This is a genomic window from Enterobacter huaxiensis (genome assembly GCF_003594935.2).
Classification (GTDB): Bacteria; Pseudomonadota; Gammaproteobacteria; order Enterobacterales; family Enterobacteriaceae; genus Enterobacter; species Enterobacter huaxiensis.
Window position 1 is genome coordinate 4,190,790 of sequence record NZ_CP043342.1, and the last position, 25,724, is coordinate 4,216,513.

At 57.9% G+C, this 25,724-nt stretch carries 28 protein-coding genes and 1 pseudogene; 8 read left to right on the forward strand and 21 right to left on the reverse strand.

All coding sequences use genetic code 11. The annotated features are described in order from the left end of the window. Positions 1 to 51: 51 nt before the first annotated feature. The 3 genes from tssD to D5067_RS19985 are packed head-to-tail and all read right to left on the reverse strand — an operon-like array spanning position 52 to position 1,418. Positions 52 to 543, reverse strand: coding sequence for a type VI secretion system tube protein TssD (gene tssD / locus D5067_RS19975; RefSeq protein ID WP_119935690.1), 492 nt, complete (start codon positions 541 to 543; stop codon positions 52 to 54). Next, positions 544 to 1,056 (reverse strand): hypothetical protein, encoded by a 513-nt coding sequence (locus D5067_RS19980; protein WP_119935691.1) that lies wholly within the window; start codon positions 1,054 to 1,056, stop codon positions 544 to 546. Continuing rightward, positions 1,056 to 1,418 carry a tlde1 domain-containing protein gene (locus D5067_RS19985; protein WP_119935692.1) on the reverse strand — a complete coding sequence of 121 codons (363 nt, stop codon included), beginning with the start codon at positions 1,416 to 1,418 and terminating at the stop codon, positions 1,056 to 1,058. The genes D5067_RS19980 and D5067_RS19985 overlap by 1 nt, the downstream gene beginning before the upstream one ends. 242 nt (positions 1,419 to 1,660) lie before the next feature. Between D5067_RS19985 and D5067_RS19990 the strand changes: the two genes are divergently transcribed. Beyond that, positions 1,661 to 2,932 carry a DUF445 domain-containing protein gene (locus tag D5067_RS19990; RefSeq protein ID WP_119935693.1) on the forward strand — a complete coding sequence of 424 codons (1,272 nt, stop codon included), beginning with the start codon at positions 1,661 to 1,663 and terminating at the stop codon, positions 2,930 to 2,932. On the opposite strand, the gene D5067_RS19995 is transcribed toward D5067_RS19990, so the two are convergent. From D5067_RS19995 to D5067_RS20020, 7 genes and pseudogenes are all read right to left on the reverse strand, one after another. Then, the gene (locus D5067_RS19995; RefSeq protein ID WP_119935694.1) at positions 2,929 to 4,005 is read right to left on the reverse strand and encodes a DUF2955 domain-containing protein; all 1,077 of its coding nucleotides are present in this window, start codon (positions 4,003 to 4,005) and stop codon (positions 2,929 to 2,931) included. The two genes, D5067_RS19990 and D5067_RS19995, sit on opposite strands and share 4 nt — an antisense overlap. Positions 4,006 to 4,009: 4 nt before the next feature. Further along, a complete protein-coding gene (locus D5067_RS20000) occupies positions 4,010 to 5,077 on the reverse strand; it encodes an HlyD family secretion protein (RefSeq protein WP_119935695.1) in 1,068 nt (355 codons plus the stop codon). Beyond that, positions 5,074 to 5,544, reverse strand: coding sequence for a MarR family winged helix-turn-helix transcriptional regulator (locus D5067_RS20005; protein WP_119935696.1), 471 nt, complete (start codon positions 5,542 to 5,544; stop codon positions 5,074 to 5,076). The genes D5067_RS20000 and D5067_RS20005 overlap by 4 nt, the downstream gene beginning before the upstream one ends. A 138-nt stretch (positions 5,545 to 5,682) precedes the next feature. After that, the gene (locus tag D5067_RS20010) at positions 5,683 to 6,378 is read right to left on the reverse strand and encodes an ArsR/SmtB family transcription factor (protein WP_119935697.1); all 696 of its coding nucleotides are present in this window, start codon (positions 6,376 to 6,378) and stop codon (positions 5,683 to 5,685) included. Next, positions 6,353 to 6,442, reverse strand: a pseudogene (locus D5067_RS24170) (amino acid-binding protein); the annotation flags it as partial. The pseudogene D5067_RS24170 and the gene D5067_RS20010, both read right to left, overlap by 26 nt. Before the next feature lie 4 nt (positions 6,443 to 6,446). Continuing rightward, entirely contained in the window at positions 6,447 to 6,770 is a 324-nt protein-coding gene (locus D5067_RS20015; protein WP_119935698.1) for an antibiotic biosynthesis monooxygenase family protein, read from the reverse strand. A 152-nt stretch (positions 6,771 to 6,922) separates the two neighbouring features. Beyond that, positions 6,923 to 8,338: an aldehyde dehydrogenase family protein gene (locus tag D5067_RS20020; protein ID WP_119935699.1), complete on the reverse strand. Its 1,416-nt coding sequence runs from the start codon at positions 8,336 to 8,338 to the stop codon at positions 6,923 to 6,925. 100 nt (positions 8,339 to 8,438) lie between these two features. On the opposite strand from D5067_RS20020, the gene D5067_RS20025 reads away from it, so the two are divergent. Next, complete coding sequence (locus D5067_RS20025) at positions 8,439 to 9,341, forward strand: LysR family transcriptional regulator (protein ID WP_119935700.1); 903 nt, start codon at positions 8,439 to 8,441, stop codon at positions 9,339 to 9,341. Here the strand turns inward: D5067_RS20025 and D5067_RS20030 are convergent. Further along, positions 9,328 to 9,807, reverse strand: a complete 480-nt coding sequence (locus D5067_RS20030) for a carboxymuconolactone decarboxylase family protein (protein WP_063428717.1) — start codon at positions 9,805 to 9,807, stop codon at positions 9,328 to 9,330. The genes D5067_RS20025 and D5067_RS20030 overlap by 14 nt on opposite strands. A 102-nt stretch (positions 9,808 to 9,909) precedes the next feature. Here D5067_RS20030 and D5067_RS20035 point away from each other — a divergent pair, with 102 nt between their 5' ends. Further along, positions 9,910 to 10,965 (forward strand): aminotransferase-like domain-containing protein, encoded by a 1,056-nt coding sequence (locus D5067_RS20035; protein WP_119935701.1) that lies wholly within the window; start codon positions 9,910 to 9,912, stop codon positions 10,963 to 10,965. An 85-nt stretch (positions 10,966 to 11,050) separates the two neighbouring features. Here the strand turns inward: D5067_RS20035 and D5067_RS20040 are convergent, their stop codons facing one another. Then, entirely contained in the window at positions 11,051 to 11,212 is a 162-nt protein-coding gene (locus D5067_RS20040; RefSeq protein ID WP_119935702.1) for a DUF1127 domain-containing protein, read from the reverse strand. Between the two features lie 176 nt (positions 11,213 to 11,388). Between D5067_RS20040 and D5067_RS20045 the strand changes: the two genes are divergently transcribed. After that, complete coding sequence (locus D5067_RS20045; protein ID WP_119935703.1) at positions 11,389 to 12,804, forward strand: aminotransferase-like domain-containing protein; 1,416 nt, start codon at positions 11,389 to 11,391, stop codon at positions 12,802 to 12,804. A gap of 60 nt (positions 12,805 to 12,864) precedes the next feature. Here D5067_RS20045 and foxA read toward each other — a convergent pair whose 3' ends face one another. The 3 genes from foxA to D5067_RS20060 all read right to left on the reverse strand — a co-directional run bounded on the left by foxA (position 12,865) and on the right by D5067_RS20060 (position 16,420). After that, a complete protein-coding gene (gene foxA / locus D5067_RS20050) occupies positions 12,865 to 14,973 on the reverse strand; it encodes a ferrioxamine B receptor FoxA (RefSeq protein ID WP_119935704.1) in 2,109 nt (702 codons plus the stop codon). Between the two features lie 121 nt (positions 14,974 to 15,094). Then, a complete protein-coding gene (locus D5067_RS20055) occupies positions 15,095 to 16,048 on the reverse strand; it encodes a helix-turn-helix domain-containing protein (RefSeq protein WP_119935705.1) in 954 nt (317 codons plus the stop codon). 138 nt (positions 16,049 to 16,186) lie between these two features. Further along, positions 16,187 to 16,420: a DUF2171 domain-containing protein gene (locus tag D5067_RS20060; RefSeq protein ID WP_119935706.1), complete on the reverse strand. Its 234-nt coding sequence runs from the start codon at positions 16,418 to 16,420 to the stop codon at positions 16,187 to 16,189. Between the two features lie 219 nt (positions 16,421 to 16,639). Between D5067_RS20060 and D5067_RS20065 the strand changes: the two genes are divergently transcribed. Beyond that, positions 16,640 to 16,825: a DUF2767 domain-containing protein gene (locus D5067_RS20065; RefSeq protein ID WP_119935707.1), complete on the forward strand. Its 186-nt coding sequence runs from the start codon at positions 16,640 to 16,642 to the stop codon at positions 16,823 to 16,825. Between the two features lie 38 nt (positions 16,826 to 16,863). On the opposite strand, the gene D5067_RS20070 is transcribed toward D5067_RS20065, so the two are convergent. From D5067_RS20070 to D5067_RS20080, 3 genes are all read right to left on the reverse strand, one after another. After that, positions 16,864 to 17,985, reverse strand: a complete 1,122-nt coding sequence (locus D5067_RS20070) for a ribosomal protein uL16 3-hydroxylase (RefSeq protein ID WP_119935708.1) — start codon at positions 17,983 to 17,985, stop codon at positions 16,864 to 16,866. 136 nt (positions 17,986 to 18,121) lie between these two features. Further along, positions 18,122 to 18,727 carry an ATP-dependent Clp protease proteolytic subunit gene (locus tag D5067_RS20075; RefSeq protein WP_119935709.1) on the reverse strand — a complete coding sequence of 202 codons (606 nt, stop codon included), beginning with the start codon at positions 18,725 to 18,727 and terminating at the stop codon, positions 18,122 to 18,124. Positions 18,728 to 18,790: 63 nt separating this feature from the next. Next, positions 18,791 to 19,561: a DeoR/GlpR family DNA-binding transcription regulator gene (locus tag D5067_RS20080; RefSeq protein WP_119935710.1), complete on the reverse strand. Its 771-nt coding sequence runs from the start codon at positions 19,559 to 19,561 to the stop codon at positions 18,791 to 18,793. 82 nt (positions 19,562 to 19,643) lie between these two features. On the opposite strand from D5067_RS20080, the gene D5067_RS20085 reads away from it, so the two are divergent. Then, complete coding sequence (locus D5067_RS20085; protein WP_119935881.1) at positions 19,644 to 20,039, forward strand: VOC family protein; 396 nt, start codon at positions 19,644 to 19,646, stop codon at positions 20,037 to 20,039. 125 nt (positions 20,040 to 20,164) lie between these two features. Continuing rightward, on the forward strand, positions 20,165 to 21,412 hold the full coding sequence (locus D5067_RS20090) for a hypothetical protein (protein ID WP_235843256.1): 1,248 nt from the start codon (positions 20,165 to 20,167) through the stop codon (positions 21,410 to 21,412). Between the two features lie 41 nt (positions 21,413 to 21,453). Here the strand turns inward: D5067_RS20090 and D5067_RS20095 are convergent, their stop codons facing one another. Together D5067_RS20095 and D5067_RS20100 are read right to left on the reverse strand one after the other, a co-directional pair. After that, entirely contained in the window at positions 21,454 to 22,848 is a 1,395-nt protein-coding gene (locus tag D5067_RS20095; protein ID WP_119935711.1) for an MFS transporter, read from the reverse strand. 45 nt (positions 22,849 to 22,893) lie between these two features. Then, positions 22,894 to 23,982 carry a cellulase family glycosylhydrolase gene (locus tag D5067_RS20100; protein WP_119935712.1) on the reverse strand — a complete coding sequence of 363 codons (1,089 nt, stop codon included), beginning with the start codon at positions 23,980 to 23,982 and terminating at the stop codon, positions 22,894 to 22,896. Between the two features lie 185 nt (positions 23,983 to 24,167). Between D5067_RS20100 and D5067_RS20105 the strand changes: the two genes are divergently transcribed. Continuing rightward, positions 24,168 to 25,175: a LacI family DNA-binding transcriptional regulator gene (locus D5067_RS20105; RefSeq protein WP_119935713.1), complete on the forward strand. Its 1,008-nt coding sequence runs from the start codon at positions 24,168 to 24,170 to the stop codon at positions 25,173 to 25,175. On the opposite strand, the gene fosA is transcribed toward D5067_RS20105, so the two are convergent. Continuing rightward, on the reverse strand, positions 25,161 to 25,586 hold the full coding sequence (fosA, locus tag D5067_RS20110; protein WP_119935714.1) for a FosA/FosA2 family fosfomycin resistance glutathione transferase: 426 nt from the start codon (positions 25,584 to 25,586) through the stop codon (positions 25,161 to 25,163). The two genes, D5067_RS20105 and fosA, sit on opposite strands and share 15 nt — an antisense overlap. Positions 25,587 to 25,724: the final 138 nt, after the last annotated feature.

The window sequence follows — 25,724 nt, forward strand, 5'->3', positions numbered from 1 at the left end:
AAATATCACACACTGTCTCCGGGATAAAGTCTATATCCCGGAGACACTTAATCAAGCCCCCAACCGATAATCCCAGTCATCCGAATGAATAACGTTACCGTCACGGTAATGCCAGGTAATCTTTACATAACGAAGCAGAACAAGCTCAAGATGACCCTGTTTTTCATGATAACTATCTTTCACGTCAGGCATCATTGAAAACAACGTGACGACCTTCACCGCTTCCAGCGCGATCGTGAAATAGATTTCTTCCTGGCCGGCATCATTGATTCTATAAAGGTCAATAGTCGCTTTCCTGAGCGTACCGCCAGTACTGAGTGCTTTATAGAGAAAAACGCTTGAAGCATCAATTTCTTTCTCAATAAGAAAGGGACGGTGCTGGCGCTTGCTCAACGCTCTGCCATTATGCAGGTCAGAATTATAGTTTACGTTATGATAGAGCCCCAAAACCTCAATCTGGTTTTCACGGTCTTTAATTTCCACGCTGCCTTTTATGATATTACCCGCATCGTCAGTTAATGACATATATCCCGGAATGGCCATTTAAATATCCTTATCGAATGGAATAGAGTGTTCAACGGTTGCGATCATAACGGTGAGACATCTTTTACCCTCCGGGCTTTTTATTTTGAACATTTCCCTGATGGAATCGACATAAAGCTTATTATTCTCGGCTTCTGTCTCTGAGTAATTGGCAAAAGCGCAGATTTGCTCAATAGTGAGCAACGGCTTATCGTCTTTTAAGATTGCTAAGACACCTTCAGGGTTATGCGGGATGGCTTCAGAAAGTGCCGCCTTTAAATCTTCAGCCGTACTGGCATCCACTCCGGGTTCAAGGGCACTCGCTACGGCTAACCATGCTTGTGTGCCGCTCCTAATTTTCGGGATGATATGGTTCCACCATTCCGACTCACCGTTATCATTTGAAGCCATTTCACTTACAACGGTCCTGGCACCTTTGTCATTTATCATTTGCAATATCTGTTCAGGAGTGTGGTTTTTGGCAAATAAACCCACCGGTAAGCACAAGAAGAACAGCGCAATAATATACTTCATTATCGCACCACCAGAATTGTGTCACCTGAATCATAAATCATATGACGTTTATCCTGGCCGTTCATAATGATGCAACCTGCTGATGCCGAACCTGGCGGTTGACCTTTTTTATCCCCATGAATCTGGAAATGATCTCGGCCAAAAGTATTCGTGCCAGCTATAGGTTCAAGAACAATGGCCTCTGCACTTTTATGATTATTCCATCCGGCAATAAAATAAATACCTCTGGGAATCGGCCCTCTGTTTCGTTGACTTTCACACTCAGGCTTATCTTTCGATTCACCCGCACCGCTGTAGCAGTGAGCGACAAATTCGCCGTTATGGCTCAATATTCCTGTCGATACTTTATATTCCCATGTCATTAACACCGTCTCCTTGTGCGAATAGTCTCTTATCTTATGACTCATAAGAAAATCGAAATTACCGTGTCGGTCACAAAATCTTACTATCGAGAATAAATAAGCACAAAAAACATAGAAAGATTAATAATATATAATTTTGATGTATATAATTTTTATATAAAAGCCGTTTATACACGCAGAGAATGCATCTCCCCCTTACACCAGTTTTGCACTTTTGGTTCACTTGCCTCTATCCTTAACCCATGGAAAAAATAGCTGAACTCAAACGCGCCAAGCTGCTGGCGCTGTCGCTGCTGCTGATTGCCGCCGCGGCCTTTATCACCACCCTGTTCCTGCCGCAGACCTTCTGGGTGCGCGGCGTGAAGGCCATTGCCGAGGCGGCGATGGTCGGCGCGCTGGCAGACTGGTTTGCCGTGGTTGCGCTGTTCCGTCGGGTGCCGATTCCCTTTATCTCGCGCCATACGGCGATTATCCCGCGCAATAAAGACCGAATTGGCGACAATCTCGGCCAGTTTGTGCAGGAGAAGTTTCTTGATACCCAGTCGCTGGTCGCATTGATTCGCCGCTATGAACCTGCGCAGATGATCGGCGCCTGGTTCAGCAAACCGGACAACGCCCAGCGCGTCGGGCTGCACTTGATGCAGGTGATGAGCGGTTTTCTCGAACTGACTGACGACGGACGCATTCAGCGCCTGCTGAAACGGGCGGTGCATAAGGCCATCGACAAGGTCGATTTCACCGAAACCAGCGCCGTGATGCTGGAGAGCATGACCAAAAACAACCGCCACCAGGTGCTGCTGGATGCGATCATCAACCGTCTGATTACCCTGATTCAGCGGGAGAGCACGCGGGACTTTATTGCCGATCAAATTGTCCACTGGCTGAAGACCGAACACCCGCGCAAGGCGATGGTGCTGCCCACCGAGTGGCTGGGCGATCAAAGCGCGGAGATGGTCTCAAACGCGGTGAACGCGCTGCTGGACGATATCAGCCACGACCGCACGCACCAGATCCGCCAGGCGTTCGACCGCGCCACGCTGAAGCTTATCGGCAACCTGAAAAACGATCCGGAAATGGCGGCGAAAGCCGACAACATCAAGCACTACCTGAAAAATGATGAGGCGTTTAACCGCTACCTGGGAGAGATGTGGGCTGACCTGCGCCAGTGGCTGAAGGCAGATATGCAAAGCGAGGATTCGCGCGTGAAGCAACGCATCGCCAACGCCGGGCTGTGGTTTGGCGAAACGCTGTCTAACGACGCCAGCCTGCGTGCGTCGCTGAACGAGCATCTGGAGCAGGCCGCGCACCGCCTCGCGCCGGATTTCGCGGCGTTCCTGACCCGCCACATCAGCGACACGGTCAAAAGCTGGGACGCCAAAGACATGTCCCGCCAGATTGAGCTTAACATCGGTAAAGACCTGCAGTTCATCCGCGTCAACGGCACGCTGGTCGGCGGGACGATTGGCCTGATCCTGTTTTTACTCTCGCAGCTGCCTGCCGTGCTGGGGCATTAATCTACTTTGGGCGGCGCGATGACGTAGCGCGTCGCCTCAAAGCGGTTGAGGATCAGGTGTACCAGAAATACCATCGTCAGCGTTGCGACCAGCGAAAAGGTGACGGAGGTGATGCGGTAGAGATCGCTGAACACCAGGTCAGTGTCCGGGTGCATGTTCTGCCCGAACATAATGCCGATGGTCGTGATGCTGGAGAACCCCACGCCCGCGCCCACCTTTTCCATCACGTGCAGGCGCGCGCCAAACGCCAGCCCGAGGCCGATCAGCGGCATCATCAGCAGCATATGGCTGCTGTGATCGTAGAGGATCAGCTGCACCACCAGAATATAGAGACAGCCCAGCACTACCCCGACCACGCGCCAGATAGAGCTCATCACCGAACCGCGATAGTGCATCGGGAACAGAATCAAAATCCCCGCCATCAGCGCCGAAAGCGAATCGCTTAAGTCGCTAATCTGGAACACCACGAATATCAGCGTCGCGACGGTGCCGGAGAGCAGCGACTCGTGGCGCACACGGGCATCGTCTTTCTCAATCAGCGGCGGCGGCTTGCGGGGCTCGACGTCCGGCAGGAGGTAGTTCATCAGCGCGCTCAGGCACACCGCCATCACGCTCGCTTCGATGTTGGAAAACAGCAGCGTGTGCCAGTTGGTGGTGGGGTAGCTCATAAAGTTGAGCATCACGCTCTGGCACACCACGCCCATTGAGCCAAACAGGAACAGCGGCCCCTTGCTCATAAAGCGAAAACGCATCACGTACAGGGCAAACACCACCAGCGTCATGATGACCGGCCATTGCGACAGATAGCCGATAATGAAGATCATTTCGACACAGTTGAGCGCAGCGCTGAAGATAAACTGCTTCGCCACGTGGCGGTTAAAGACCGGCACCAGCGACAGCAGCATGATCGGATAGACCACAAAAAACACGCCGTAGCTGGTGTTGTAAAAGCTGGAGATGCTCAGCGCAATCATCCCGGCAAAGACGATGCGCAGGGTCTGGCGAAAGTCGTTTGCCGTGTAGACGATATTGCCGTGCGGGGTAAAGACCCGCGCCAGGGTGCTGATAGACATCGAACTAATAAACATAGTGAAGCAGGCTCACCAGGTGGATCTGCATCCCTGAGAAGAAGCGCGCAAACGGCCCTTCGCTGTTGTAGAGCTGCACGGTGGCGCGCGCGCCGGTCGGCAGATGCTTCGGCAGCGCCTCGTCCAGCGCGACGTGAATGCGCATGCGCTGGGCGTCGCGCACCCAGCGGTTGGAGGTTTCCGGCTCGGAGAGTTGACCGTTAACCGCTTCCTGCCCGGCGAGGATCCCCGCGTCGCTGCTGGTCACGTGGGCGCGGAACACCCGGCCCGGGAAGGCGTCAAACACCACGGCAGCGTCGGTACCCTGATGGGTATGGCGCAGGCTCTTCTCGCGGAAATCGGCCACGATATCGGTCTGGTTGTTCACCAGCGCCAGCGAGGCCGAGCCGGAAGTGGCGTAAAATCCCGGGCTCAGCTGCAGGTTACTCACCGTGCCGTCGGCTTCTGCGTAGACCTTCGTCCAGCCGAGGTTCAGCTCCGCCTCATCCAGCGCGTTACGATATTTTTGCAGCGTTACGTTGCGGTGCTCGTCACGCTCGCCGCGCTGAATGCGCAGGTTATGGATGTTGGCCTGAAGTGAGCTAACGGACTGCTCGCTGCTTTGCCAGGTGGTGCGGACTTTATCCAGATCTGACTGGGAGACGTTCTGCAGCGTGCTCAGCTTCTGGTAGCGGTCGAAGGTGACTTTGTCGTTACGCGCCGTCAGCACGGCGGTTTTCAGGCTGGCCTGCGCGGAGGCGATCTGCGCGTCCAGCTGATCGTTGGAGAGACGAGCCTGCTCAAGCGCGATTTGCGCGGCTTCGACCTTATTGCGAAACGGCGTGTCGTCGAGTTCGAACAGCAGATCGCCTTTCTTCACCTGGCTGTTGTTGTGCACGTGGACGGCCGCAACGTATCCGGAAACGCGCGCGGACACCGGCGTCACCACGCGCATCACGGTGGAGTCCGGGGTCAGCGGGATCCAGATATCCGCGACGATAAAGTAGACAAACATCAGCAGGAAAGAGGCAATACTTACCCTTACCCAGCGGGCAAACTTTTGTTCAGGAGTCATTATTTTTCGGTCTTGTTATCTTCTTCGCGGATTGTCCGCAAATTGCAGGCGATTTGATTCAGCGTGGCGCTGAAAATGTCGATATGTTCCGGCGCGATGTTTTGCGATACGCGAGCCTGAAAGTTCTCAATAACCTGGGTGAGCGTTTCAAGAACGGTTTTACCCTCAGGCGTCAGCGTTAACAGCCGGATGCGCTTGTCATAAGGCGATACGCTGCGCAGCAGGTAGCCCTGCTTTTCCAGCTGCGTCAGGGTGCGCATCAGCGGCGGCAGTTCGATACCCTGCACCTCCGCCAGTTCGCTCACCGAGACGTTATCCCCAAGCTGGTGAAGCTGCATCATCACCGTCCAGCTCGACTGGGTTAACCCGGTATCGAGAATGGCGTCGTCGATCACCGCGCGCCACTGACGCACGACCATCGCCATCCGCATGCCCATCGGCCTGCGGCAGAACAGATCTTCTTCACTCATGGGGAGTCCTCTCGTATTACGCACTCAAGATAATAGTTATCAGGGTAAGTATCAAGAAACGAGAGGCGAAAGAGCAGGAATTGCGAAAACGATGTTCTCCCTTTCCTTGTGGGAGAGGGCATCAGCCCGCAGCGGAGTTTAGCGGCTAAAATGCCTCCTGACGGCACTTTTCCCCAAAGCCGTCACCACCACCTCCCTGTACCCCGCCACGCGCTGGATCCAGCCTTTACTTTCCAGAAAAGTGAGCAGCGCCGCACCCGCCTCGCCGCCAAGATGAAAGCGCCGCTCGCTCCAGTCCAGGCAGGCGCAGCAGGCCTTGCGACGGGTACTGGAATTTAACTGAACGCCGAGTTTCAGAAACTGCTCCCGGCCATACGGCGTGAGCGCTGAACCGTCAGCCTCAAGCCACCCTTCCGCCTGCATAAAATCATAGATCTGCACCGCAACCGTTCCGGCAAGATGGTCGTAGCAGGTTCGCGCTTCGCGCATGGCCCTCGGCGCGCTGGTTTCCGGCGGCGTAATGCGGCTCCAGGAAAGCCCCATCATCTGCTCCACCAGCTCCGCAACGTCGTGCCCCGCCAGACGGTAGTAGCGGTGGCGCCCCTGAGACAGGCAGATAATCAGCTTTCCCTCCACCAGCCGGGCGAGATGCCCGCTGGCGGTCGACGGCGCGACGTCTGCGGCAGCGCTGAGTTCGGTGGCGGTCCACGCGCGCCCGTCCATCAGCGCGCAGAGCATTTTCACGCGCGACGGATCGGCCATTGCCGCCGCCACCGCCGCCATGGCCTGTTCCAACGCCGCGCCGCTGTCAGGATTTAAGCTCGTCTTTAACATTGGTCGCCCAGGGTCTGGTGATCTCTGCGGCCAGCTTATCATTATCCGTCGGCAGAATGAGGTGAACGTCATACATCCTCGTGCCCGCCGGTTTCGGAACTGTGCTCCCGCACTAGCTGCGCCACCCGAATACGGTAGAAAGAAAAAATCGACTCCCGCCCTTCGGCCTGCGCCGCCTGATGAAAAACGTTTTGCTTCCAGCGGCGGACGGCCTCTTCGTCCCGCCACCAGGAAAGCGACAGAATTTTGCCGTCGGTCGTCAGGCTCTGGAACCGTTCGATATCAATAAAGCCGTCAATGTCCGCCAGCAGAGGCTTGAGTTCGGCGGCGAGCTGCAGGTAGCGCGCCTGATGCGCGGGCGCGGCTTTCGCTTCGAAAATGACTGCAATCATGGGTGTCTCTCCGTTGTGGGGATGAGGAGAGAATGCAGGATGGAAAAGCACAATGCTTCGGTAAGGAACGAAGTGTTATGCCGGATGGCGCCGCGCTTATCCGGCCTACGGGCTCCTGTAGGCCCGGTAAGCGCAGCGCCACCGGGCAGGTTTTAGCCCAGAACCGACCGCGGCTCCATAAACGCCCGGATCCCCCACTCCCCCATCTCGCGCCCCACGCCGGAGTGCTTGAATCCGCCGAACGGCGCTTTTGGTTCATGGGCAAGCGTGTTTACCAGCACGCGGCCGGCAACAATCTGCTGCGCCACGCGGCGCGCGCGGTCCGCATCCTCGCCCAGCACCATCGCGCTCAGGCCGTACTCGGTATCGTTGGCAATGGCAATTGCCTCCGCCTCGTCGCGATAGGGTATTACGCACAGAACCGGGCCGAAGATCTCTTCACGGGCAATCGCCATCCGGTTGTTCACGTCGGCAAACAGCGTCGGGCGCACAAACCAGCCGTCCCGCGTCCCGTCTGGTCGTCCTTCGCCGCCCGCCAGCAGGCGCGCCCCTTCTTCGATACCTTTGCGGATATACCCCTGCACCCGCAGCCACTGCTTCTCGCTAACCATCGGGCCTATGTCCGTCACGCTGTCGCGCGGGTCGCCAGATTTTACCGCCGCAACGGCCTGCGCCAGCGCGGTTTCAATCTCCGCCTGACGCGCCTGCGGCACCAGAATGCGCGTTCCTGCCACGCACGCCTGCCCGCTGTTCATAAATCCGGCCTGAATCACCAGTGGGATCGCCTGCGCGACATCCACGTCATCCAGCAGGATCGTTGGCGATTTACCACCCAGCTCCAGCGTCACGCGCTTAAAGCTCTCCGCCGCGTTGCGCAGGATCGCCCTGCCGGTATTCGTGGAGCCGGTAAACGAGATTTTTGCCACGTCCGGATGGCGGCTAATGGTTTCCCCCACCGTCTCGCCGCGCCCGGTGACGATGTTAAACACGCCCGCCGGCAGCGCGGCATCGCGCAGCGCTTCGGTGACAATCTGCGTTTGCAGGGCGCTCATTTCACTCGGCTTTATCACCGCCGTACAGCCGGCAGCCAGCGCGGCCGCCAGCTTGCCGCAGATAAACCCGGCGTCGCTGTTCCACGGCGTAATTAGCCCCGCTACGCCGAGCGGCGTCATCTGTACCGTGGCTGCGCCTGCGGGGGTGACGAACTCAAACGCCTCCAGCGCCTCAATGGCCTGAGCAATCACCTCCGCCGGATAGCGGGCCATCCACGCCGAGCGCGAGGCGGGCGCGCCGTACTCTTCAATGACTGCCTCCAGCAGATCGTCGTGGCGGGCGGCCACGGCGGCGTGCATGCGCCTCAGGGCCGCGATGCGCTCCTGCTTCGTGGTTCTCGACCACGCCGGAAACGCCGCTTTTGCCGCCGCAACGGCGCGCTCTGCGTCAACCTCATCCGCCAGACGAACCTGGCCGATGACCCGCGCCGTCGCCGGGTTGTACAAATCAAACCACTCGGTGCCGTGCGGGGTAACAAATTCGCCGTTAATAAAGATCTGTTCGATGGTGTGCATATAAACCTCCTCAGGCTGTGTGAGCACAGTCTGGCACGGCTTCTCCGTTGCGATAATCCACGCTATGCTGCAAGGGTTATTTCGATTTTCAGGATAATCTATGCATCGTTCAGGTCTGACAGAGCTGGAAGTGGTGATGGCGGTGGTGCGACGCGGCAGCTTTCGCGGCGCGGCGCAGGAGCTGGGCATGTCCGCCACGGCGGTAAGCAACGCCATCGCCGGGCTGGAGCGCCGCCTTGATGCCCGCCTCTTTAACCGCACCACCCGCAGCGTGGCGCTCACCGACGCCGGGCAGCGCTACGTGGCGCGCGTCGGTCCGGCCCTGCAGGAGATCCGCCTCGCCGGCGAGGAGATCCACAGCGACGCCGGGGATCTTACCGGCACGCTGCGCCTGAACGTGCCGAACCATATCGGCACCCTGTTTCTCGACCAGCTGCTGATCGACTTTATGATCCGCTACCCGAAGATGCGCGTGGAGACCGTCAGCGAAGCGCGAATGATCGACATCGTCGCGGAAGGCTTTGACGCGGGGATCCGCCTCGAAGAGTCCGTGCCCCAGGACACGATCGCCGTGCCGCTGACCGGCGAGATCCGCCAGCTGGTCACCGCTACGCCGGAGTATTTTGCACGTCACGGCATTCCGCAGATGCCGGAGGATCTGCTTTCACATCAGGGTATCGGCATGCGCATGGCGCACGGTGGGATCTCCCGCTGGGAGCTGGCGCGTCGGGGTGAGACGTACGCGCTTGCCGTGCCGCCGCGCTTTGCGACGTCCGATCTTTTCGCGTCAATTCGGGCCGTGAAGGCAGGACTCGGGGTCGGTTTTTTACCGGAACTCTATATTCAGGACGAGCTGAAAAGCGGGGAACTGGTGAGCGTATTAAACGACTGGGCGCAGCCCTTTGCCGGGCTGCGCCTGTATTACCCCGGCCATCGCCACGTTCCGCCAGGGCTACGGGCGCTGGTGGCGATGATCCGCGAGCGCGGAATTATTCCAGGTTAGCCTTATTCAGCCCGTAAGCCACGTCCAGCGATCCCGGCTCCATGCGGGAGGTGATACCCAGGCGGTTCCAGGCGTTGATCGCCACGATGGCGAAGTTCAGCTCTGAAATCTCGACGTCCGAGAAGTGCTCCGCCACGCTGCGGTACAGCGCGTCGCTCACCCCGTGAACCCCAATCTGCGTCAGCGCTTCGGTGAAGGCCAGCGCGGCTTTCTCGCGGGCGCTGAACAGCGGGGATTCGCGCCAGGCCGCCAGATGGTACAGGCGCAGCTCGCGCTCTCCGGCGATTTTGGCCTCTTTCGAGTGCATGTCCAGGCAGAAGGTACAGCCGTTAAGCTGTGAAACGCGAATGTCGATCAGGTGCTTCAGCGCCGGGTCGATGGAGGTTTTTGCCACCTCCATGCTCAGGGCGGACAGGGCGTTGGCAAGGGCAGGTGTAGCCTTATGGTGGTTGACGCGGGTGCTCATTGTCTTTCCTCTTTTTTGTGCGGCATATGTCATGCGATGAGGTAAATCTACGCCGTTCATGACATAGTAAAAAGACACAAAAATCACAAAAGAAGGTAGGACATGAGGCTGGGCTATCACGAGATTTACTCGCGCTATCGCGACAATATTACGCGCGGCGTGCTGAAGCCCGGCGACAAGGTGCCCGCCATTCGCGTGCTGGCCGAGGAGCTGAAGGTGGCGCGTAAAACCGTCGAAACGGCCTACGCCATCCTGACGGGCGAAGGGTATCTGGTGAGCCAGGGCGCGCGCGGCACGCGGGTCAACCCGGATTTACTGTTGCCGGATAAAAATCCCCCTGCGGAACAGCCCACCGGCACGCTTCCGGCATCGCTCATCAGCCAGCGCGAACGGGCGGGGTTTCTGCGCCCCGGCATTCCCTCGCTCGACAGCTTTCCCTATAAAAAATGGCTGCTCCTCGCAGGCCAGGCGACGCGCTCCATGCGCCAGGAGGAGATGCTCAACCCGCCGGTGCTGGGCTGGTACCCGCTGCGTGAGGCCATTGCCCGCTATCTGAATATTTCACGCGGTTTGTCCTGTACGCCGGAACAGGTGCTGATCACCAGCGGCTACAGCGGCAGCCTGCGGCTTATCCTCGACCAGCACGACCGGGTGATTTTTATGGGCACCTTCAGCAAAACCATCATGCCCTCGCTGCGCATGGGGTATATCGTGATGCCCGCCAGCACCGTTGAGGCGTTTACCGACTGCGCGGACATCGTCGCCAGCGGCCAGCCGGTGCTGACGCAGAAGATCCTCACCGCCTTCCTCAACGAAGGCCATTTTTTCCGCCATCTCAAGAAAATGCGCGCGCTTTACCAGACCCGCCGCGACTGGATGATAGCCGCCCTGCGCGAGGTATACGGCGACCTGTTCTTTACCGAGCAAAACGACGGCGGGATGCATGTTGTGGCGTTTCTCACGAAGGGAAGCGGCGACCGGGAGATTGCCCGCTGCTGGCAGGCGGAGCAGCTTCAGGTGAACGCGCTATCCGAGTGGTATCGCGGCACGAGCAAACGCTACGGGCTGGTGATGGGCTATAACAACGTGCGGACGTATCAGGAGGCGGTGGATTTGCTGGAAAGACCGAAGCGGCAGACGCTTGCGCTGTTGAGCTGAACACCGCCGGGTGGCGGCTGCGCCTTACCCGGCCTACTCGATCCCGTAGGCCCGGTAAGCGAAGCGCCACCGGGCGATAAATGCCTCACACGTCATACCGCGACAGCCCGACGTCCTTGAGCTGCTCGTCGCTCATCTGGCTCAGAATGCGACGGGTACGGTTGATGCGATACCAGCTGCAGATCGTCTTCCCAATCCAGACAAACGCAACAAACGGACGTTTTGAACGATTTTCAAAGAATTCCATGATGCTCTCCTCGCTGTGCCGATGGAGCTATCATCGTGGAATTCAGGCCTTACAATACAGATGCAAAAACAACTTTTGTTTAACATACAGATCCGCTAAAACGGTATCTGCATGCCGTTTTTCGCGGCAATCTGTACTGGTTTGATTATCTGTATGGTAAAAACAAAGGATACAGCATGACGCGCTACCAACATCTGGCCAATCTTCTGGCGGAACGCATTGAACAAGGGCTGTATCGCAAGGGTGAACGCTTACCGTCGGTGCGCGCGCTGAGCCAGGAGCACGGCGTGAGCATCAGCACCATACAGCAGGCCTATCAGATCCTCGAAAACCTCCAGCTGATTACGCCTCAGCCGCGCTCCGGCTATTTTGTCTCTCAGCGTAAAGCCCAGCCGCCCGTACCGGCCATGACGCGTCCGGTGCAGCGCCCGGTTGACGTCACCCAGTGGGACGAAGTGATGATGCTGCTGGACGCCCGCGCCGACAAAGAGATGATCTCCTTTGGCGGCGGCTCGCCGGACGTCAACCAGCCAAGCCTGAAGCCCCTGTGGCGCGAGATGAGCCGCATTGCGCAGCATAACCCGGCCGAGATGCTGAGCTATGACGTGCTCGACGGGCGCCTGGAGCTACGCGAGCAGATCGCCCGCCTGATGCTGGACGGCGGCTCGACCGTAGCAGCGAACGAGATTGTGATCACCAACGGCTGCCACGGCGCGCTGTCGATTGCTCTGCTCTCGGTGTGCAAACCGGGGGATATCGTGGCGGTAGAGTCGCCGTCGTTTCACGGCACCATGCAGATGCTGCGCGGGTTCGACATTAAGGCCATTGAAATTCCCACCGATCCTGAAACCGGGATCAGCATCGAAGCCCTGGAGCTGGCGCTGGAGCAGTGGCCGATTAAGGCGGTGATCCTGGTGCCGAACTGCAATAACCCGCTCGGGTTTATCATGCCGGAGGCGCGCAAGAAGCAGGTGCTGGCGCTGGCCCAGCGGCACGATATCGTCATTGTGGAGGATGATATTTACGGCGAACTGGCGGCGGAATATCCGCGTCCGCGCACCATTCACTCGATGGACATTGACGGGCGCGTGATCCTCTGCAGCTCGTTTACCAAAACCGTGGCGCCGGGCCTGCGCGTCGGCTGGATTGTGCCGGGGCGCTTTTACGACCGGGTGATGCACATGAAGTATGCCGCGGGCGGGTTTAACGTGCCGGGCACGCAGATGGCGGTGGCGGCGTTTGTGCGCGACGGCCACTACCATCGCCACGTGCGGCGCATGCGCCAGATTTATCAGCAGAATATGGAAACCTATACCTGCTGGGTGAGGCAGTATTTTCCGGCGGAAATTTGCGTCACGCGTCCGCAGGGCAGCTTCCTGCTGTGGATAGAGCTGCCGGAGAAGGTGGATATGGTGTGCGTCAGCAAGCAGCTGTGCCGGCTGAAGATCCAGGCGGCGGCCGGGTCGCTGTTTTCCGCCTCCGGGAAGTACCGCAACTGCCTGCGCATCAACGTGGCGCTGCCGCCGACGGAGAAGAACCGGGAAGCGCTGAGGAAGATGGGCGAGGCGATTGTGATTGCGATGGAAGAGTAGTGCGTTTTTGCCCTCACCCCAACCCTCTCCCACAGGGAGAGGGTGGAAATCGTCAACGACTCAGAACTTCCACGAAACGCTGCCCACGATGCTGCGTTCTGCACCGAAGTAGCAGTAAGAGAGCGAGTTACACGCCGCCACGTAGCTCTTGTCCGTCAGGTTATTCACGTTCAGCTGCGCGCTTACGCCCGTGAGCCCCACCTTCGACAGGTCATACCCTACCACCATATCCACCAGCGTATACGACGGCAGCGTATGGGTGTTCTGGCGATCGCTGGCGATCCCATTGACATAGCGCACGCCGGAGCCGACGGTCAGGCCGTCCAGCGGGCCGGTTTTGACGTCGTAGCTCAGCCAGGCGCTGGCCATATTACGCGGGGCATAGACGGCGCGCTTGCCTTCTTCCTCCGGGCTGCTCTTCTTGTAGCGAATGTCCGTGTAGGTATACGCCGCCTGCATGCGCAGGCTGTCGGTCAGCTGGCCAATCGCCTCCAGCTCAACGCCCTCAGACTCGATTTCACCGATGGAGCGGTACGGATCGGTCGGCTCCTCCTTGGTGGCGATGTTCTTCTGGTTGATGCGGAACACCGAGGCGCTGAACTGGCTGTTCATTCCTTCCGGCTCATACTTCACGCCCGCTTCCCACTGCTTGCCCTTCATCGGATCCAGAATATTGCCCTTCTCGTCGGCAAAGCTGGTCGGCGTAAAGGCGGTGGAGTAGCTGACGTACGGCGCGACGCCGTTATCAAACAGGTACAGCAGCGCCGCGCGGCTGCTGAAGTTGTTCTTATCCAGATCGCTGCGGGTGTGGTTGAAGTTGTCGACGTTCGACACGCTCACCTGGTCGTAACGGCCACCGAGCGTCAGGCGCCAGCGGTCGATGGACATCTGATCCTGCAGGTAGTAGCCGGTCTGGCGCAGCTTGTGTTTTTCCCTGCTGTACTGGGTGATGTAGTCCGGCTTCGCGCCGTACACCGGGTGGAAGGCGTCAATCGGCGGGAAGCCGCCGTAGTAGCCGGTCACGTTGTTGGTACGATCCTGGTAATCCATGCCGATCAGCACGCGGTGATTCACCGGCCCGGTGTCAAAGCTGCCGTCGACCTGGTTATCCAGGGTAATGGCGTTCATCTTCTCGTCGGAGCCGGAATAGCCGCGGTTCAGCTCGGTGTCGTTCAGCCAGCCTGCGGCATACACCTGGTTCAGCTCCACTTTGGTGTGCAGGTAGCGCAGCTTCTGGCGCACGGACCAGCCGCTGTCAAACATGTGCTCGACGTTATAGCCGACCATGTTTTCCCGACGATCGTACTTGTCGTAATCGTCCTCGCCCTCGAAGAAGGTGTTAGAGATTTTCTTACCGCTGTGCGGTACGACGGTGCCGTCATACGGCAGGCCGGAGTGGCTGCCGCCTTCCGGATCGCGGTGCAGGTAGGCCATCAGATCCAGACGGGTATTGTCGGTGATGCGCCAGGTCAGGCTCGGCATCAGCGCGTAGCGTTCTTCCTTCAGCGGGTCGAACTGGGAGTCGGCGTAGCGGGTCATCCCGCTGAGGCGCACCGCCACGCGGTCGTTATCATCAACCGGGCCGGTGACGTCGAACATCGCCCCGCGCTGGTTATTGTTCCCGGCGAAGAGCTTGATCTCCCCACCGGGATCGAACGACGGCCTGCGGGAGGTGAGCGCCACGATCCCGCCCGGCGACGAGCGGCCGTAGAGCACGGAGGCCGGGCCGCGCACGACTTCGATGCTGTCCAGGAACCACGGGTCAACCACCAGCGAGCTGTGGGAGTTGGTGTCGCCCATCATCTTCAGGCCGTCGAGATAGACGTTGTCCAGGCTGCCGTCCGAGAAGCCGCGCAGCACCATGTAGTCAAAGCGGTTTGATGCGCCAATCTGGTTACTGTACACCCCCGGCGTGTAGCTCACGGCCTGACGCACGCTGGTTGCCCCCTGCTCTTCGAACTGCTCGCGGGTGACGATAGAGACGGACTGCGGCGTTTCAATATCCGGCGTTTCAAGCTTGGTGGCGGCAGACTGCATCTGCGAGGTTACCACCACGGTGTCAGTTTTTTGGGCATCCTGCGCCAGTAAAGGAAAAGCGACGCTACCGGTAACCCATCCCACCAGCAGTGCCAGACGCGATTTAGCAAACATAACTCTCTCCAGAGATATTTCTTATTGTTAATAAGAATTATTACCTTTTTGAGAGTGCAAACGGCTATGCGCGCCGCCAGGTTATGTATGCGCGATGCTAAACCGCACGGGATGCGTTCGCGCGAAAGGAGAAATTACGTTAGCGGGGGTTGCGCACGTCGCCCGGCGAAATCCCGTAATGACGGCGAAACGCGGTGGCGAAGTTGGTGGCATGCTGATAGCCACACATCCACGCCGCCTGCTGCACGCTGTGGCCTTCCAGCAGATAGCGGCGCGCCAGCGCAAGGCGGCAGTCGCGCAGGTAGTCGAAAAGCGTGCAGCCGTAGCGCTGACGGAACTTGCTGCGCAGGCTGCTCGGGCTCATGGCCGCAAGGGCCGCCAGCTGCGCGAGTGTATGATCCTGCTCAGGAGACTGTTCGAGCAGGCTCCGCACGCGCTCCAGACGCGCATGCTCAGGCCGGCGCGGGCAAGGCTGCTGGCGCTGGTTCAGGCCGTGGCCGAGCAGCTGATACATCAGCCCCTCCAGCAGCAGCCTGCGCGAGAGCGCGCTTCCGCCGTGCTGCTGCGCATGCTGAATACCTGACATAACACACTCGGGAACGTGCCAGACAAACGTGGGGGCATTCAGGCTTTGCCATTCCAGAAGCAGCGACTCAAGCAGGGCTTCACGTCCGGCATTGTGCGGGTACACGCCAAACGAGAGCGTTTTCAGGGTGCTGTCGGCATCGTGACGCGCGCTCATCACCTGATCTTCACTCAGACGTGAGCTGAACGCCATGCCGGGGCGGACAGGATAGTCGATGCCATTGAGCGTGAGCGTCACGCACCCTTCCAGCACCACCAGCATATAGAGCGGGCTGCTGTGGCGAGAGGTGGTTTCATAGGGCTGTAAAACACGTACGTCGGAGTGGGTCAGCGAAATGCCGGACGAAAGCGTCATCTCTTCCACGTTGCCCTGCAGCACGGGGCTTCCGCTGGCCTGGGCGTCTTTTAACTGTGGGAAACGGTAGTCGATGCCGTAGCGCTCGCCGAATATCTGAAAATCCTCAACAAAAAATATGCGTTTCGCTGATGTATTTTCGCTCTGGAGCATAATTCGGTGCCTGCGTCGGGGAAAGGACAGGCAAAACAGTATCATTCATTTGCAATGGCAGCAATCACCGGGCACAGACGATATTACGCTCCGGACGAAGCCGGAGCGAAGGTATATATTTCTGTACCAGAAATATATTTATGCTTCCTGCCACTCAGCAAAAACCTCTTTATGGTTTTTGGTCAGGACAACTTTATTATCCTCGACCTTATCGACCCAGCCGAGAGGAATAAAGTGGTGCTTCCCGCCCGATTCTGGATCGCTTTTCGCAAGCTTGATACGCTCGCCGTCCAGATGGTCCACAACCCCTACGTGCGTTCCGCAGCTGGCGACAACCTGAGTGTGATCCTTAATTTCGCTCTTATCTACCATAATCATTCTCCTGTTTCGGTTATTGGCCTGTTGCACGACATTAACTGTAGCGCATAAATTTAGGCTTAAAGCGCTTATTAGCATTTTGAAACATCATTGACAGATACGGATATTATGTCTATCTAGCGCGGGAGTTGAAAAATAAGAATTAGATGAATTATTACCGGCTGGTTATTTCTCTTTCATAATTAAATTATCGCAACCAACGAGGAGGTATTTATGACGATTCACAATAATCGGACAGAAATTTCACTGGCTCTTGGTGAAGCGGTTTTAGACATCGTGCAAAAAGGCCACGAGGTATCGCGAGAAAATCTCGCCCAGGCGATGAAAATCAAAGCGGAGAAAGAGCGCGACGATGAGCGGCTTCTGAACTACTGGAAGGCCTGCAATATGCTGGTCTGAACGCGGCGGCGTTTAGTCTGGCTAAACGCCGCCGACTGTTACTCGTCGAAGAACCAGTAGCCCTGGTTTATCAATCCGGTTAGCTCTTCAATATAAGCCGGGTTATTCAGCGCCTCGCCCAGCTCAGCCTGGCCCAGTTGGGTGTAGCGGCACAGCGCATCCGCCGCGTTAGCATCCACGGTTTCCAGCTGTTCGCTGTTGATGAAGAAGCTGCCGTTGATGTTCAGCACGCGCAGCCCGCTGAGACGGGAAAGCGTTTCGCCCCCCTGCAGCGCGTCCAGCACCTCTTCAGGCGCGTACGGCGGCTCGGCGGTGGCGATATCCAGCTCATGGCGCGGCGTAGAGACGAAGCTTCCAAACCATTTCGTGAAATCCTCTGGCTTGGCGATCATGTCGATCATCATCTGACGGATGCGATCGAGCTCGTACTGCTCGACGCGGCCAGGATGTTCACGGCAGGTCAGGTCCGGATCGCTGTAGTGCTCGCCGCCCAGATCGTTTTCCAGGGCGTAGTCGGCGAAGCTGCTGATCAGGTCGCGACCGTTCGGCCCGCGGAAGCCCACGGAGTAGTTCAGCGCGGTTTCATGGGTAAAGCCGTCGTGCGGGAATCCTGGCGGAATATAGAGGATATCGCCCGGGGCCAGATCTTCGTCGATGATAGGTTCAAACGGATCAACGTGCAGCAGGGCCGGATGCGGGCAGAACTGGCGCATCGGCAGCTTGTCACCCACGCGCCAGCGGCGGCTTCCCATCCCCTGAATGATAAACACGTCGTACTGGTCGATATGCGGGCCCACGCCGCCGCCGGGGACGGAGAAGGAGATCATCAGATCGTCCAGACGCCAGTCCGGCAGGACGCGGAACGGACGCACCAGCTCAGCCGCCGGCATATGCCAGTGGTTTACCGCCTGCGCCAGCAGCGACCAGCCGGTTTCTCCCAGATTGTCGAAGTGCTCAAACGGACCATTGCTGGCCTGCCATTTTCCGTTGGTCTGGCTCACCAGACGGCTGTCGACTTCCGGCTCCATTGCCAGACCCGCCAGCTCGTCCGGGGTAATCGGATCGACAAAATTCGGGAAGGCATTTTTCAGCACAACGGGTTTTTTTTGCCAGTATTTTTCGAGAAATTCCGGCCAGTTCAGGTTCAGTTGATACGCCATGGGTAGCACCAGTGAGAGGAGAGACAGGCGCGATTATAGAAGAGACGGTACGGAGGGAACTTGTCATGGGTCAATAGAGCGCGTGTAGGTCGGGTAAGGCGAAACCGCCCCCCGACACAAACACGGCGCGTAAAACTCAGTCCAGCTTCAGCTCGTCATAGTGGGTAATCAGCTTGCCCACGATGCCGTAGTCCAGCGCTTCTGCCGGAGACATCCAGAAGTTGCGATCGGTGTCTTTTTTCACTTTTTCCAGCGGCTGGCCGGTAGCGTCAGCAATCAGCTTGTTCACGCGATCCAGCATGCGGATGATCTCACGCGCTTCGATTTCGATATCCGTCGCCTGACCGCGCACGCCGCCCAGCGGCTGGTGGATCATAAAGCGGGTATTCGGCAGGGAGTAGCGGTGCTCTTTTTTCGCCGCCAGGAAAATGGTGATCCCGGCGCTGGCCACCCAGCCGGTGCCGATCACGTGCACTTCCGGGCGAATAAACTTGATGAAGTCGTGGATGGTGTCACCCGCTTCCACGTGGCCGCCCTGGCTGTTGATGTAGAGCTTGATCGGATCGTTGCTCACGCTCTGCAGCAGGATCATCTGGGTGATAACCTTCTGCGCCAGCTCCTGGTTGATCTCACCGGAGATCACAATCGAACGGGACTCCAGCAGTTTTTGCTGCAGAGCGCCCGCGCCGGTTGTCCCTTCAGCTTTCTCTTTGTCATCACTGCTTTTCAGTGTGTAGTGCATTGTTGTTTCCTCAGCATTTAGCGCTCAAAACCAGAGTGTAGCCTGTTTTACCTGTCAAAGTCCTCACGCGCGCACAATGCGAACATCCAGTGCGGCAAAGGTATCGATAAGGTCCCTCTCCATAGTCTCATCCACCACCAGCACGTCAACGTCGCGGCTCTTTGCCACCACGTAGCGCGCCACGCCGGGGAGCTTCTCCGGGGTCAGTGCGACAATGGTCTCGCTACTCTGGGCAATGACCGCTTTTTTGAACTCGCAGTCGGCATAATCAAAGCCGGTCAGCCCCGTCTCAGGATCCATCGCGCAGCCGCCGATAAACGCCTGATCGAAGATAATCCCCTGGATCTGGCTCACCGCCGTCGCGCCAGTCGCCCCGCCGGATGCCCGCTGGATCTGTCCGCCGATCATAATCACCTCGCACAGCGGATGGTGCAACAGCGCCGCCGCAATGACCGGCGAATTGGTCACCACCGTGATGCTTAAATCCGCAGGCAACGCTTTCGCCAGCGCCAGATTCGTCGTGCCGGTATCGATAAAAATGCAGCCGCCAGCGCTAACGAGCGTTGCCGCTTTCTGCGCGATTGTGTCTTTTGTTGCACTGTTCGTCCGCTCGCGGCTGACAAAGCTTCCCGCTTCCGGCAGCTGAAGCACCGCCCCGCCGTAGACCTTTTTACAGATGCCCTCTTTGCTCAGCTCATGTAAATCACGGCGTATGGTGTGCTCTGAAACCCCCATCTGGATCGCCAGCTCTGCGCAAACCACTCTTCCACTTTCGGTCAGGATCTGACGGATCCGAGCTTGTCGTTGATCCGGAAAAGCAGCATAATCGAGCATGAAGAATCCTTTAAATAAACCTAATCGCGTATCAGTACGCATAATGTTGCACAACCAAGCAGGACAAACAACGAGGGTTATGATGAATATTGCACACGTCGCGCTTTGGACGCGCAGCCTGGACGCCCAGGTCAGGTTCTGGGAAACGATTTTTGGCGGGCGGAGCAACGAGCGCTACCTCAGTAAAAACCGCCAGGGATTTGCCTCGCATTTCATTACGCTGGACAACGGGCCGACCATTGAGCTGATGACCGTCCCCGACCTGCCCGACGCTCCCGCTTACCCAGAGTTTATCGGCTGGGCGCATATCGCCATTGATGTTGGCAGTAAAGCAAAGGTAGACAGCATGGCGGAGCAGGCACGCTCGGGCGGTACGTTGCTCAGCGCCCCGCGCATGACGGGAGACGGGTTTTATGAAGCCGTGATTGCCGATCCGGACGGAAACCGGATCGAGCTTGTGGGTGAGTCTACCGGTTAAGCGTTCGTCACCGTTCTGTGCGGCGCAGGAAGGGAACCGCCCTCAATATTTATCACACATTTTGGGGGCTGGAAATTAAGGCTTATCACGTCTTATGATGCCCCTTTACAAAAGGGGGCGTCAGGATGAAGGCCGATTTTTTAAAAATCATTAACCGTAAATTTTTCATTGCCATTATAACCTCGTCCACCTTCGTGACAGGGTGTACCTTTAGCGTTATATGGTTCTATCTCGCTAACATTGACCGGCTGGATATTCTTTATGATGCGCTGAGCGTGACGAGCGCCATCGGCATCATATTTGGTTTCACTCTGCTTTCCCTGTTCGGCTTCAGTATCGTTATATTTATTTCGTCTTTCTTACTGTATTTAATCTACTTATCGAATGAACAATCGCTTAAGCATTATGAAGGCTTACCCTCACGTCTCGCAAATGTGAGTCTGGTAAACAGCATCATGATTTGCATCGTGTTTATCTCCAGCATGAGCCTTTATTATTTTCGCAACTGGAATGGACTTGCCGTTACAGTAACGGCGATCGGTTTGCTTCTGTTGACGACCTGGAGTATGTCGAGATGGCAGATTTTCACCCGTGCGTATGTTGAAATTGATAATACGCTGGAAAAGAAGTACCTCAAAACATGGCCGATTAAGTTCGGCTTACCTGCTTTATTGCTCATTCCTGCGTGTGTTCAGGTCCTCCCGCTTCTGTTCGTGACCAGCCAGCTTGATTTTAACAGTGAAACGAGCATGCTCGCACAGTTAGCCATTTTTACCGGGCTGTCGGTGGTCCTGGCCGTGGTCGGCATTTTCCCGGGGATGATCCTCGTGAGTGAACAGAAAAACATCATCCAGATGATAACGACAATAGTGATCGTCATTCCGGCCCTGGTGTTCCTGATGACGATTTTCTTTAGACCCACGCCGAACTTGCTTATCAACATGACCCTCAATCTTTCTGGTATCAGTGACTGGCGGACTCACCAGTATTACATCGAGACGCAGACGCATCCCCACGCCATGTTTGACGGAGCAACGTGGAACACCCGTTACTATAAAGAAATCCCGTCACGATTTTTTATCACTGGGGTAAATATCTTTGCTCTGGGTAATATACAGCTCATATGCCCTGGCCAGATTAACGCCGCGAGAGCGGCAAGCCTGAAAACAACGGCGGATGATTTCGAAGCATACGATCTCCGCAGTAAAGCGCTGAAGCGCGCAGCCATGAAATGTATTCCATTCAAAAAAGAGCAGATCCACCAATGGGATTCACCGATTTCCGACCCTGTATTTTATCAAAAAGTGAAATCGACAGGCAGTAACGGCATTCTGGATCTCCTGAAGGAGATTAAACCGCCGCACGCATCGTAATGTCAGAGGCCAGACACCTGCCCGGCAGGTGTCTGGCAGCGCTAATTTACCGGCACAGGACGAACGCTACGCTCTTCGCTATCCCGCGCCCCTTCCCTACTCAACCTGCGCTCCGCCAGCAGCCGACAAATCTCCGCATGCTTCTCCTCGGTAAAGGTAAAGCGCGACATAAAGCCCATGCGGATCAGCGACCCAATCGCCGGCAGCAGGCAAATCCCGAAAAACAGCCCCGCCAGCACGCCTTCGCTCTGGCTCTGCGCCTGCGGCACGTAGCCGATCGTCGTCAGGAACACGCCGATTAGCCCGCCGCCTACCGCCACCGACATCTTGCCGGTAAAGGTCTGCCCGGAGAAGGTGATCGCCGCGCAGCGCTTGTGGGTGTGGTACTCCGCGTACTCGATGGTGTCGGCAATCATCGACGAGGTAAGGATGTTGGTCATCATCACGAACAGCGTGCTCAGGCCGAGCAGAATGAACAGCATCGTCACCTGCTGATACCCGACAAACCACATCACCACGCGCACCGCCACGTCCAGCCCGCAGAGGATCATAAACAGCTTCCGCTTCTGCATCCGGCGCGTCAGCATCGGGGCGACCAGGCACAGCACCGCCGCTACGATCCCCATCACGCCAATCGCCATCTGCAGGCTGCCGTCACCCATGTTGTAGATAAAGAAGTAGATATAAATTCCGTTGGCGACGTTGTGAAACACGCAGAAGAAGAACGACAGCAGGACGATAAACAGCGGCTTGTTCTGGCGCAGGTTGTGGAAGGTGTCGCGCATCGTCACCTTCTCAGGGCTCGGCGGCACGCGCTCTTTGATCTGCATAAAGCCGTTGAGCATCAGCGGCAGGCCCACCAGCATCATCACCAGCGCCGCCATAAAGTAGCCTTTGTCATTGCTGTGCTGGGCAAAAAACGCCGCCAGCTTCGGGAAGAAGATGTTGGCGCAGGCAATCCCGGCGTTCACACCGAGCATCGCCGCCGTCACCGCGCGGGTGCGCTGGCCGGAGTCGTTGGTCATCACCGACGACATCGACCAGAACGGGATATCGGAAATGGCGTACAGCGTTCCCCACAGGATGTACGTCACCCCGGCGTAGAGGATTTTGGTGGTCATGTCCGCTTCGATTTTATAAAACGCCAGCAGGGTAACGCCGGTGATCAGCAGCGGGGCAATCAGTAAAAAGTGGCGAAACTTGCCGAACCGGCTGTTAATGGTGTCCATAATGCTGGCAAACAGCGGGTCGTGAACCGCGTCCCACGCGCGGGCAATCAGGAAGATGGTGCTCGCTGCCAGCGCCGAGATCCCCAGCACGTCGGTGTAAAAATAGTTAATAAACGAACCCACTAAACCAAAGCTAAAACACTGACCTAAACCATAGCCAAAATAAGACCACAACTCGCGAGACGGTATTTTCATTGTCATTGCCATAGTGCGTACCTGGTTGCCCGACGGCTCACCGCCGGGTCGTTATTATTAGCCCTGGACGTTCGGAGCGATCTTACGAAGCTTCTGCAGCAGCGCGATTTCAGCGCGCGAGAACGGGATGCCGTTCTCCTCGAACACGTCGTGGAACCAGAGGCGGCAGTAGTCCGTGGACTCCTTCATCACCACCGGCCACGGCAGCCAGGTCTGGGTTTTACCGCGCACCAGCCCCCACTGATACGGCGCGACCTTCGCCATGTACATCAGCGGCAGCTGCTCTTCGATGGTGCCGCCCACGTGGCGCGCCAGCCATTCGGTGCAGAAGATCGGGCGTCCGAGCGCCTGCAGCTGCTGGATAATCGCCGTCATCCGCCCGGTATTGGTGTAGGCGTGATAGCTCACCACGTCCGACAGCGCCAGCGCGGTCTGGTCCAGCGGGTGCTGATAAAACGTCTCGCCCTCCTCTTCAGCGGGCAGGCGCCACGCGCAGACGGTGAGCGGCTGGGTCGGGTCCTCTTCACGCGCCCAGCGGAACGCCAGCTTCATCAGCTCGTGGGCGCAGGTCTCCAGCTTCTCGTCGTACAGCACCTCTTCCGTGCCGGTCGCGAAAATGCCGCGGTTGCCAGGCTCGTTGTAGAGATCCCACAGCAGGACGCGCCTGTCCTCGCGGAACTGGCGGACAACGTCGCGGATATAGCGTTCAATGTCTGCCCAGCAGTCGCGGTCGCACACCTTGTCGCGCCCCGGGCTCGCCGCCGCCTGGCTGTTGTGCTTGCCGGGCACGGGCGGCTTTTGCGGGCCGAGGTACGGCTCGTCGCCGGAGAAGCCGCAGTCGTCCATCAGGGTCAGCATGGTGCTGAATCCGCGACCGTCGGCGATAGTCAGAAACCGATCGATGCGCGCCATCAGCCCGTCGCGGTCATGCTCCCAGACGATAAACGGCAGGTTGATGCGCAGGGTGTTGTAGCCCGCGTCCGCCGCCCAGGCCAGCTCGCGCTCGATGGTTGCGGCATCGAAGGTCTCTTCCTGCCAGATATCGGTCCAGTTCACCGCCGTCGACGGCAGATAGTTAAACCCGCACAGCCAGCCTTTTTGCTCATACCACGCCTGCGCCTGCGCCCTGCTCCACTGCTCTTTCATTCCGCGTCCTCTTACTGATAATGTTTAGCTAATAAATATTATCCAGGGGATAAATGCGCAAATCACGGCGCGAAGAAAAGCGACGGCCCTCACAAAGATCGCGCTTCGATGAATGAGAAACGTGATCGACGGCGCTAAAGCGTGCGGTTAGGGTATGATGCGAATTCGCGAAAGGGAGAGGACGGATGAAGCGAAAAACGAAAGTGACGATGAACGATATTGCGCGTGCGGCGGGGGTGTCGCAGGCGACGGTATCGCTGGTGCTTAACCAGTCCCGCAACATCAAGCTCAGCGACGACACCCGCCAGCGGGTGATTAACATCGCTACCGAGCTCGGCTACGACCGCCTCCCCGCCGTTCACGCTCCGCGCAACCAGGAGGAGATCGCCCTGCTGGTCAGCTCCCTGCAGAGCTTCGATCCGTTTATCGACGCCATCAGCCAGGCGCGGGAAGCGGCGTGGCGCAACGAGACCCTGCTCACCGTCTATGACTACGGCGACGACGTGGAGCTGGCCCTGAACATCATCCGCCAGCTGGACAAGCGCAACTGCATCGGGATTATCCTCGCCTCGCCGGTCACGAACGTCGTCGATATGACGGCGTTTCAGGACTGCACCCGCATTCCGCTGGTGCTGCTCAACCAGCGCGACCCAGGCTCGCCGCTGCTGCCGTCGCTTATCCCGGACGACTACGCCAACGCCTTTCAGGTCACCAGACACCTCATCGCCTGCGGGGCCACGCGCATTGCCCACATCACCGGCGAGAGCTGGATGGAGGCCACGCGCCAGCGTCTGGCGGGCTACCGGGCGGCGCTGCAGCAGGCCGGACTCGCGTGCGACGACGGCCTGGTGCGCCAGACCAACTGGCAGTTCAGCGAGTCTTTTACCGCGACAGCTTCGCTGCTGGAACTGGCCGAGCGCCCGGACGCCATCTTCTGCGCCAGCGACTGGCTGGCGATTGGCTGCTATCAGGCGCTGGCGGTGAACGGCGTGCGCATTCCGCAGGACATGCTGCTGGCGGGCTATGACGACCAGAAGATCTCCGAGCAGCTCACCCCGCCGCTGACCAGTATCCAACTGCCCTACAGCGAGCTGGGACGGCTGGCGGTGGAGTACCTGTGCAATCAGGAAGATGCCGCCACGCACGTGACGCTGGCGGGCAGGCTGAAGGTGCGCGCCTCAAGCCTCGTCTGAGGTAAACACCATGCCCGCATAGGGCTTCTCGCGACACGCCGCCAGCCGCGCGGCGAGGCTGCCCACGTGTAGCTCCAGCTTGTGCCCGTCCGGGTCGAGAAAATAGAACGACGCCCCCTCGCTTTTATTCTGCTTCCAGACGGTGACGCCCGCCTGCTTAAGCCTTAGCGAGAAGGGTTCAAAATCTTCTTCCGCCACGGTAAACGCGTAGTGGGTGTAGTCGCTCCCCTGCGGCGGCATGTTCCTGCGCGCCTCGTCGTACGACAGGCAGACCCACAGATCGCCGCAGGTGAGATAGGCCCCGGTATTCCAGCGGGCGTGCAGCGTCAAACCAAGCAGCTCGTGCCAGAAGGTGACGCTTTTTTGCAGGTCGCTGACCGCGAGGGTCAGGTGGTTGAGTGATTGCAGCATGACGAGCCCTTTTGTTTTTCGCGCCGGACGTGGTACGGTAAAAGCATGAACATAAACCACGCCGTGCTCACCGTAAACCGCTGGTGGCTGCCTTCTTAAAGGCGGCACGGAGTAGTTTTCCCCATTTTCAGATAGCCG

What these genes read in the sequence shown, in the direction of transcription:
- tssD (WP_119935690.1), bottom strand. Translation starts at nt 543, where the DNA reads ATGGCCATTCCGGGATATATGTCATTAACTGACGATGCGGGTAATATC.
- D5067_RS19980 (WP_119935691.1), bottom strand. Translation starts at nt 1,056, where the DNA reads ATGAAGTATATTATTGCGCTGTTCTTCTTGTGCTTACCGGTGGGTTTA.
- D5067_RS19985 (WP_119935692.1), bottom strand. Translation starts at nt 1,418, where the DNA reads ATGACATGGGAATATAAAGTATCGACAGGAATATTGAGCCATAACGGC.
- D5067_RS19990 (WP_119935693.1), top strand. Translation starts at nt 1,661, where the DNA reads ATGGAAAAAATAGCTGAACTCAAACGCGCCAAGCTGCTGGCGCTGTCG.
- D5067_RS19995 (WP_119935694.1), bottom strand. Translation starts at nt 4,005, where the DNA reads ATGTCTATCAGCACCCTGGCGCGGGTCTTTACCCCGCACGGCAATATC.
- D5067_RS20005 (WP_119935696.1), bottom strand. Translation starts at nt 5,544, where the DNA reads ATGAGTGAAGAAGATCTGTTCTGCCGCAGGCCGATGGGCATGCGGATG.
- D5067_RS20010 (WP_119935697.1), bottom strand. Translation starts at nt 6,378, where the DNA reads ATGTTAAAGACGAGCTTAAATCCTGACAGCGGCGCGGCGTTGGAACAG.
- D5067_RS20015 (WP_119935698.1), bottom strand. Translation starts at nt 6,770, where the DNA reads ATGATTGCAGTCATTTTCGAAGCGAAAGCCGCGCCCGCGCATCAGGCG.
- D5067_RS20020 (WP_119935699.1), bottom strand. Translation starts at nt 8,338, where the DNA reads ATGCACACCATCGAACAGATCTTTATTAACGGCGAATTTGTTACCCCG.
- D5067_RS20025 (WP_119935700.1), top strand. Translation starts at nt 8,439, where the DNA reads ATGCATCGTTCAGGTCTGACAGAGCTGGAAGTGGTGATGGCGGTGGTG.
- D5067_RS20030 (WP_063428717.1), bottom strand. Translation starts at nt 9,807, where the DNA reads ATGAGCACCCGCGTCAACCACCATAAGGCTACACCTGCCCTTGCCAAC.
- D5067_RS20035 (WP_119935701.1), top strand. Translation starts at nt 9,910, where the DNA reads ATGAGGCTGGGCTATCACGAGATTTACTCGCGCTATCGCGACAATATT.
- D5067_RS20040 (WP_119935702.1), bottom strand. Translation starts at nt 11,212, where the DNA reads ATGGAATTCTTTGAAAATCGTTCAAAACGTCCGTTTGTTGCGTTTGTC.
- D5067_RS20045 (WP_119935703.1), top strand. Translation starts at nt 11,389, where the DNA reads ATGACGCGCTACCAACATCTGGCCAATCTTCTGGCGGAACGCATTGAA.
- D5067_RS20055 (WP_119935705.1), bottom strand. Translation starts at nt 16,048, where the DNA reads ATGCTCCAGAGCGAAAATACATCAGCGAAACGCATATTTTTTGTTGAG.
- D5067_RS20060 (WP_119935706.1), bottom strand. Translation starts at nt 16,420, where the DNA reads ATGGTAGATAAGAGCGAAATTAAGGATCACACTCAGGTTGTCGCCAGC.
- D5067_RS20065 (WP_119935707.1), top strand. Translation starts at nt 16,640, where the DNA reads ATGACGATTCACAATAATCGGACAGAAATTTCACTGGCTCTTGGTGAA.
- D5067_RS20070 (WP_119935708.1), bottom strand. Translation starts at nt 17,985, where the DNA reads ATGGCGTATCAACTGAACCTGAACTGGCCGGAATTTCTCGAAAAATAC.
- D5067_RS20075 (WP_119935709.1), bottom strand. Translation starts at nt 18,727, where the DNA reads ATGCACTACACACTGAAAAGCAGTGATGACAAAGAGAAAGCTGAAGGG.
- D5067_RS20080 (WP_119935710.1), bottom strand. Translation starts at nt 19,561, where the DNA reads ATGCTCGATTATGCTGCTTTTCCGGATCAACGACAAGCTCGGATCCGT.
- D5067_RS20085 (WP_119935881.1), top strand. Translation starts at nt 19,644, where the DNA reads ATGAATATTGCACACGTCGCGCTTTGGACGCGCAGCCTGGACGCCCAG.
- D5067_RS20090 (WP_235843256.1), top strand. Translation starts at nt 20,165, where the DNA reads ATGAAGGCCGATTTTTTAAAAATCATTAACCGTAAATTTTTCATTGCC.
- D5067_RS20095 (WP_119935711.1), bottom strand. Translation starts at nt 22,848, where the DNA reads ATGGCAATGACAATGAAAATACCGTCTCGCGAGTTGTGGTCTTATTTT.
- D5067_RS20100 (WP_119935712.1), bottom strand. Translation starts at nt 23,982, where the DNA reads ATGAAAGAGCAGTGGAGCAGGGCGCAGGCGCAGGCGTGGTATGAGCAA.
- D5067_RS20105 (WP_119935713.1), top strand. Translation starts at nt 24,168, where the DNA reads ATGAAGCGAAAAACGAAAGTGACGATGAACGATATTGCGCGTGCGGCG.
- fosA (WP_119935714.1), bottom strand. Translation starts at nt 25,586, where the DNA reads ATGCTGCAATCACTCAACCACCTGACCCTCGCGGTCAGCGACCTGCAA.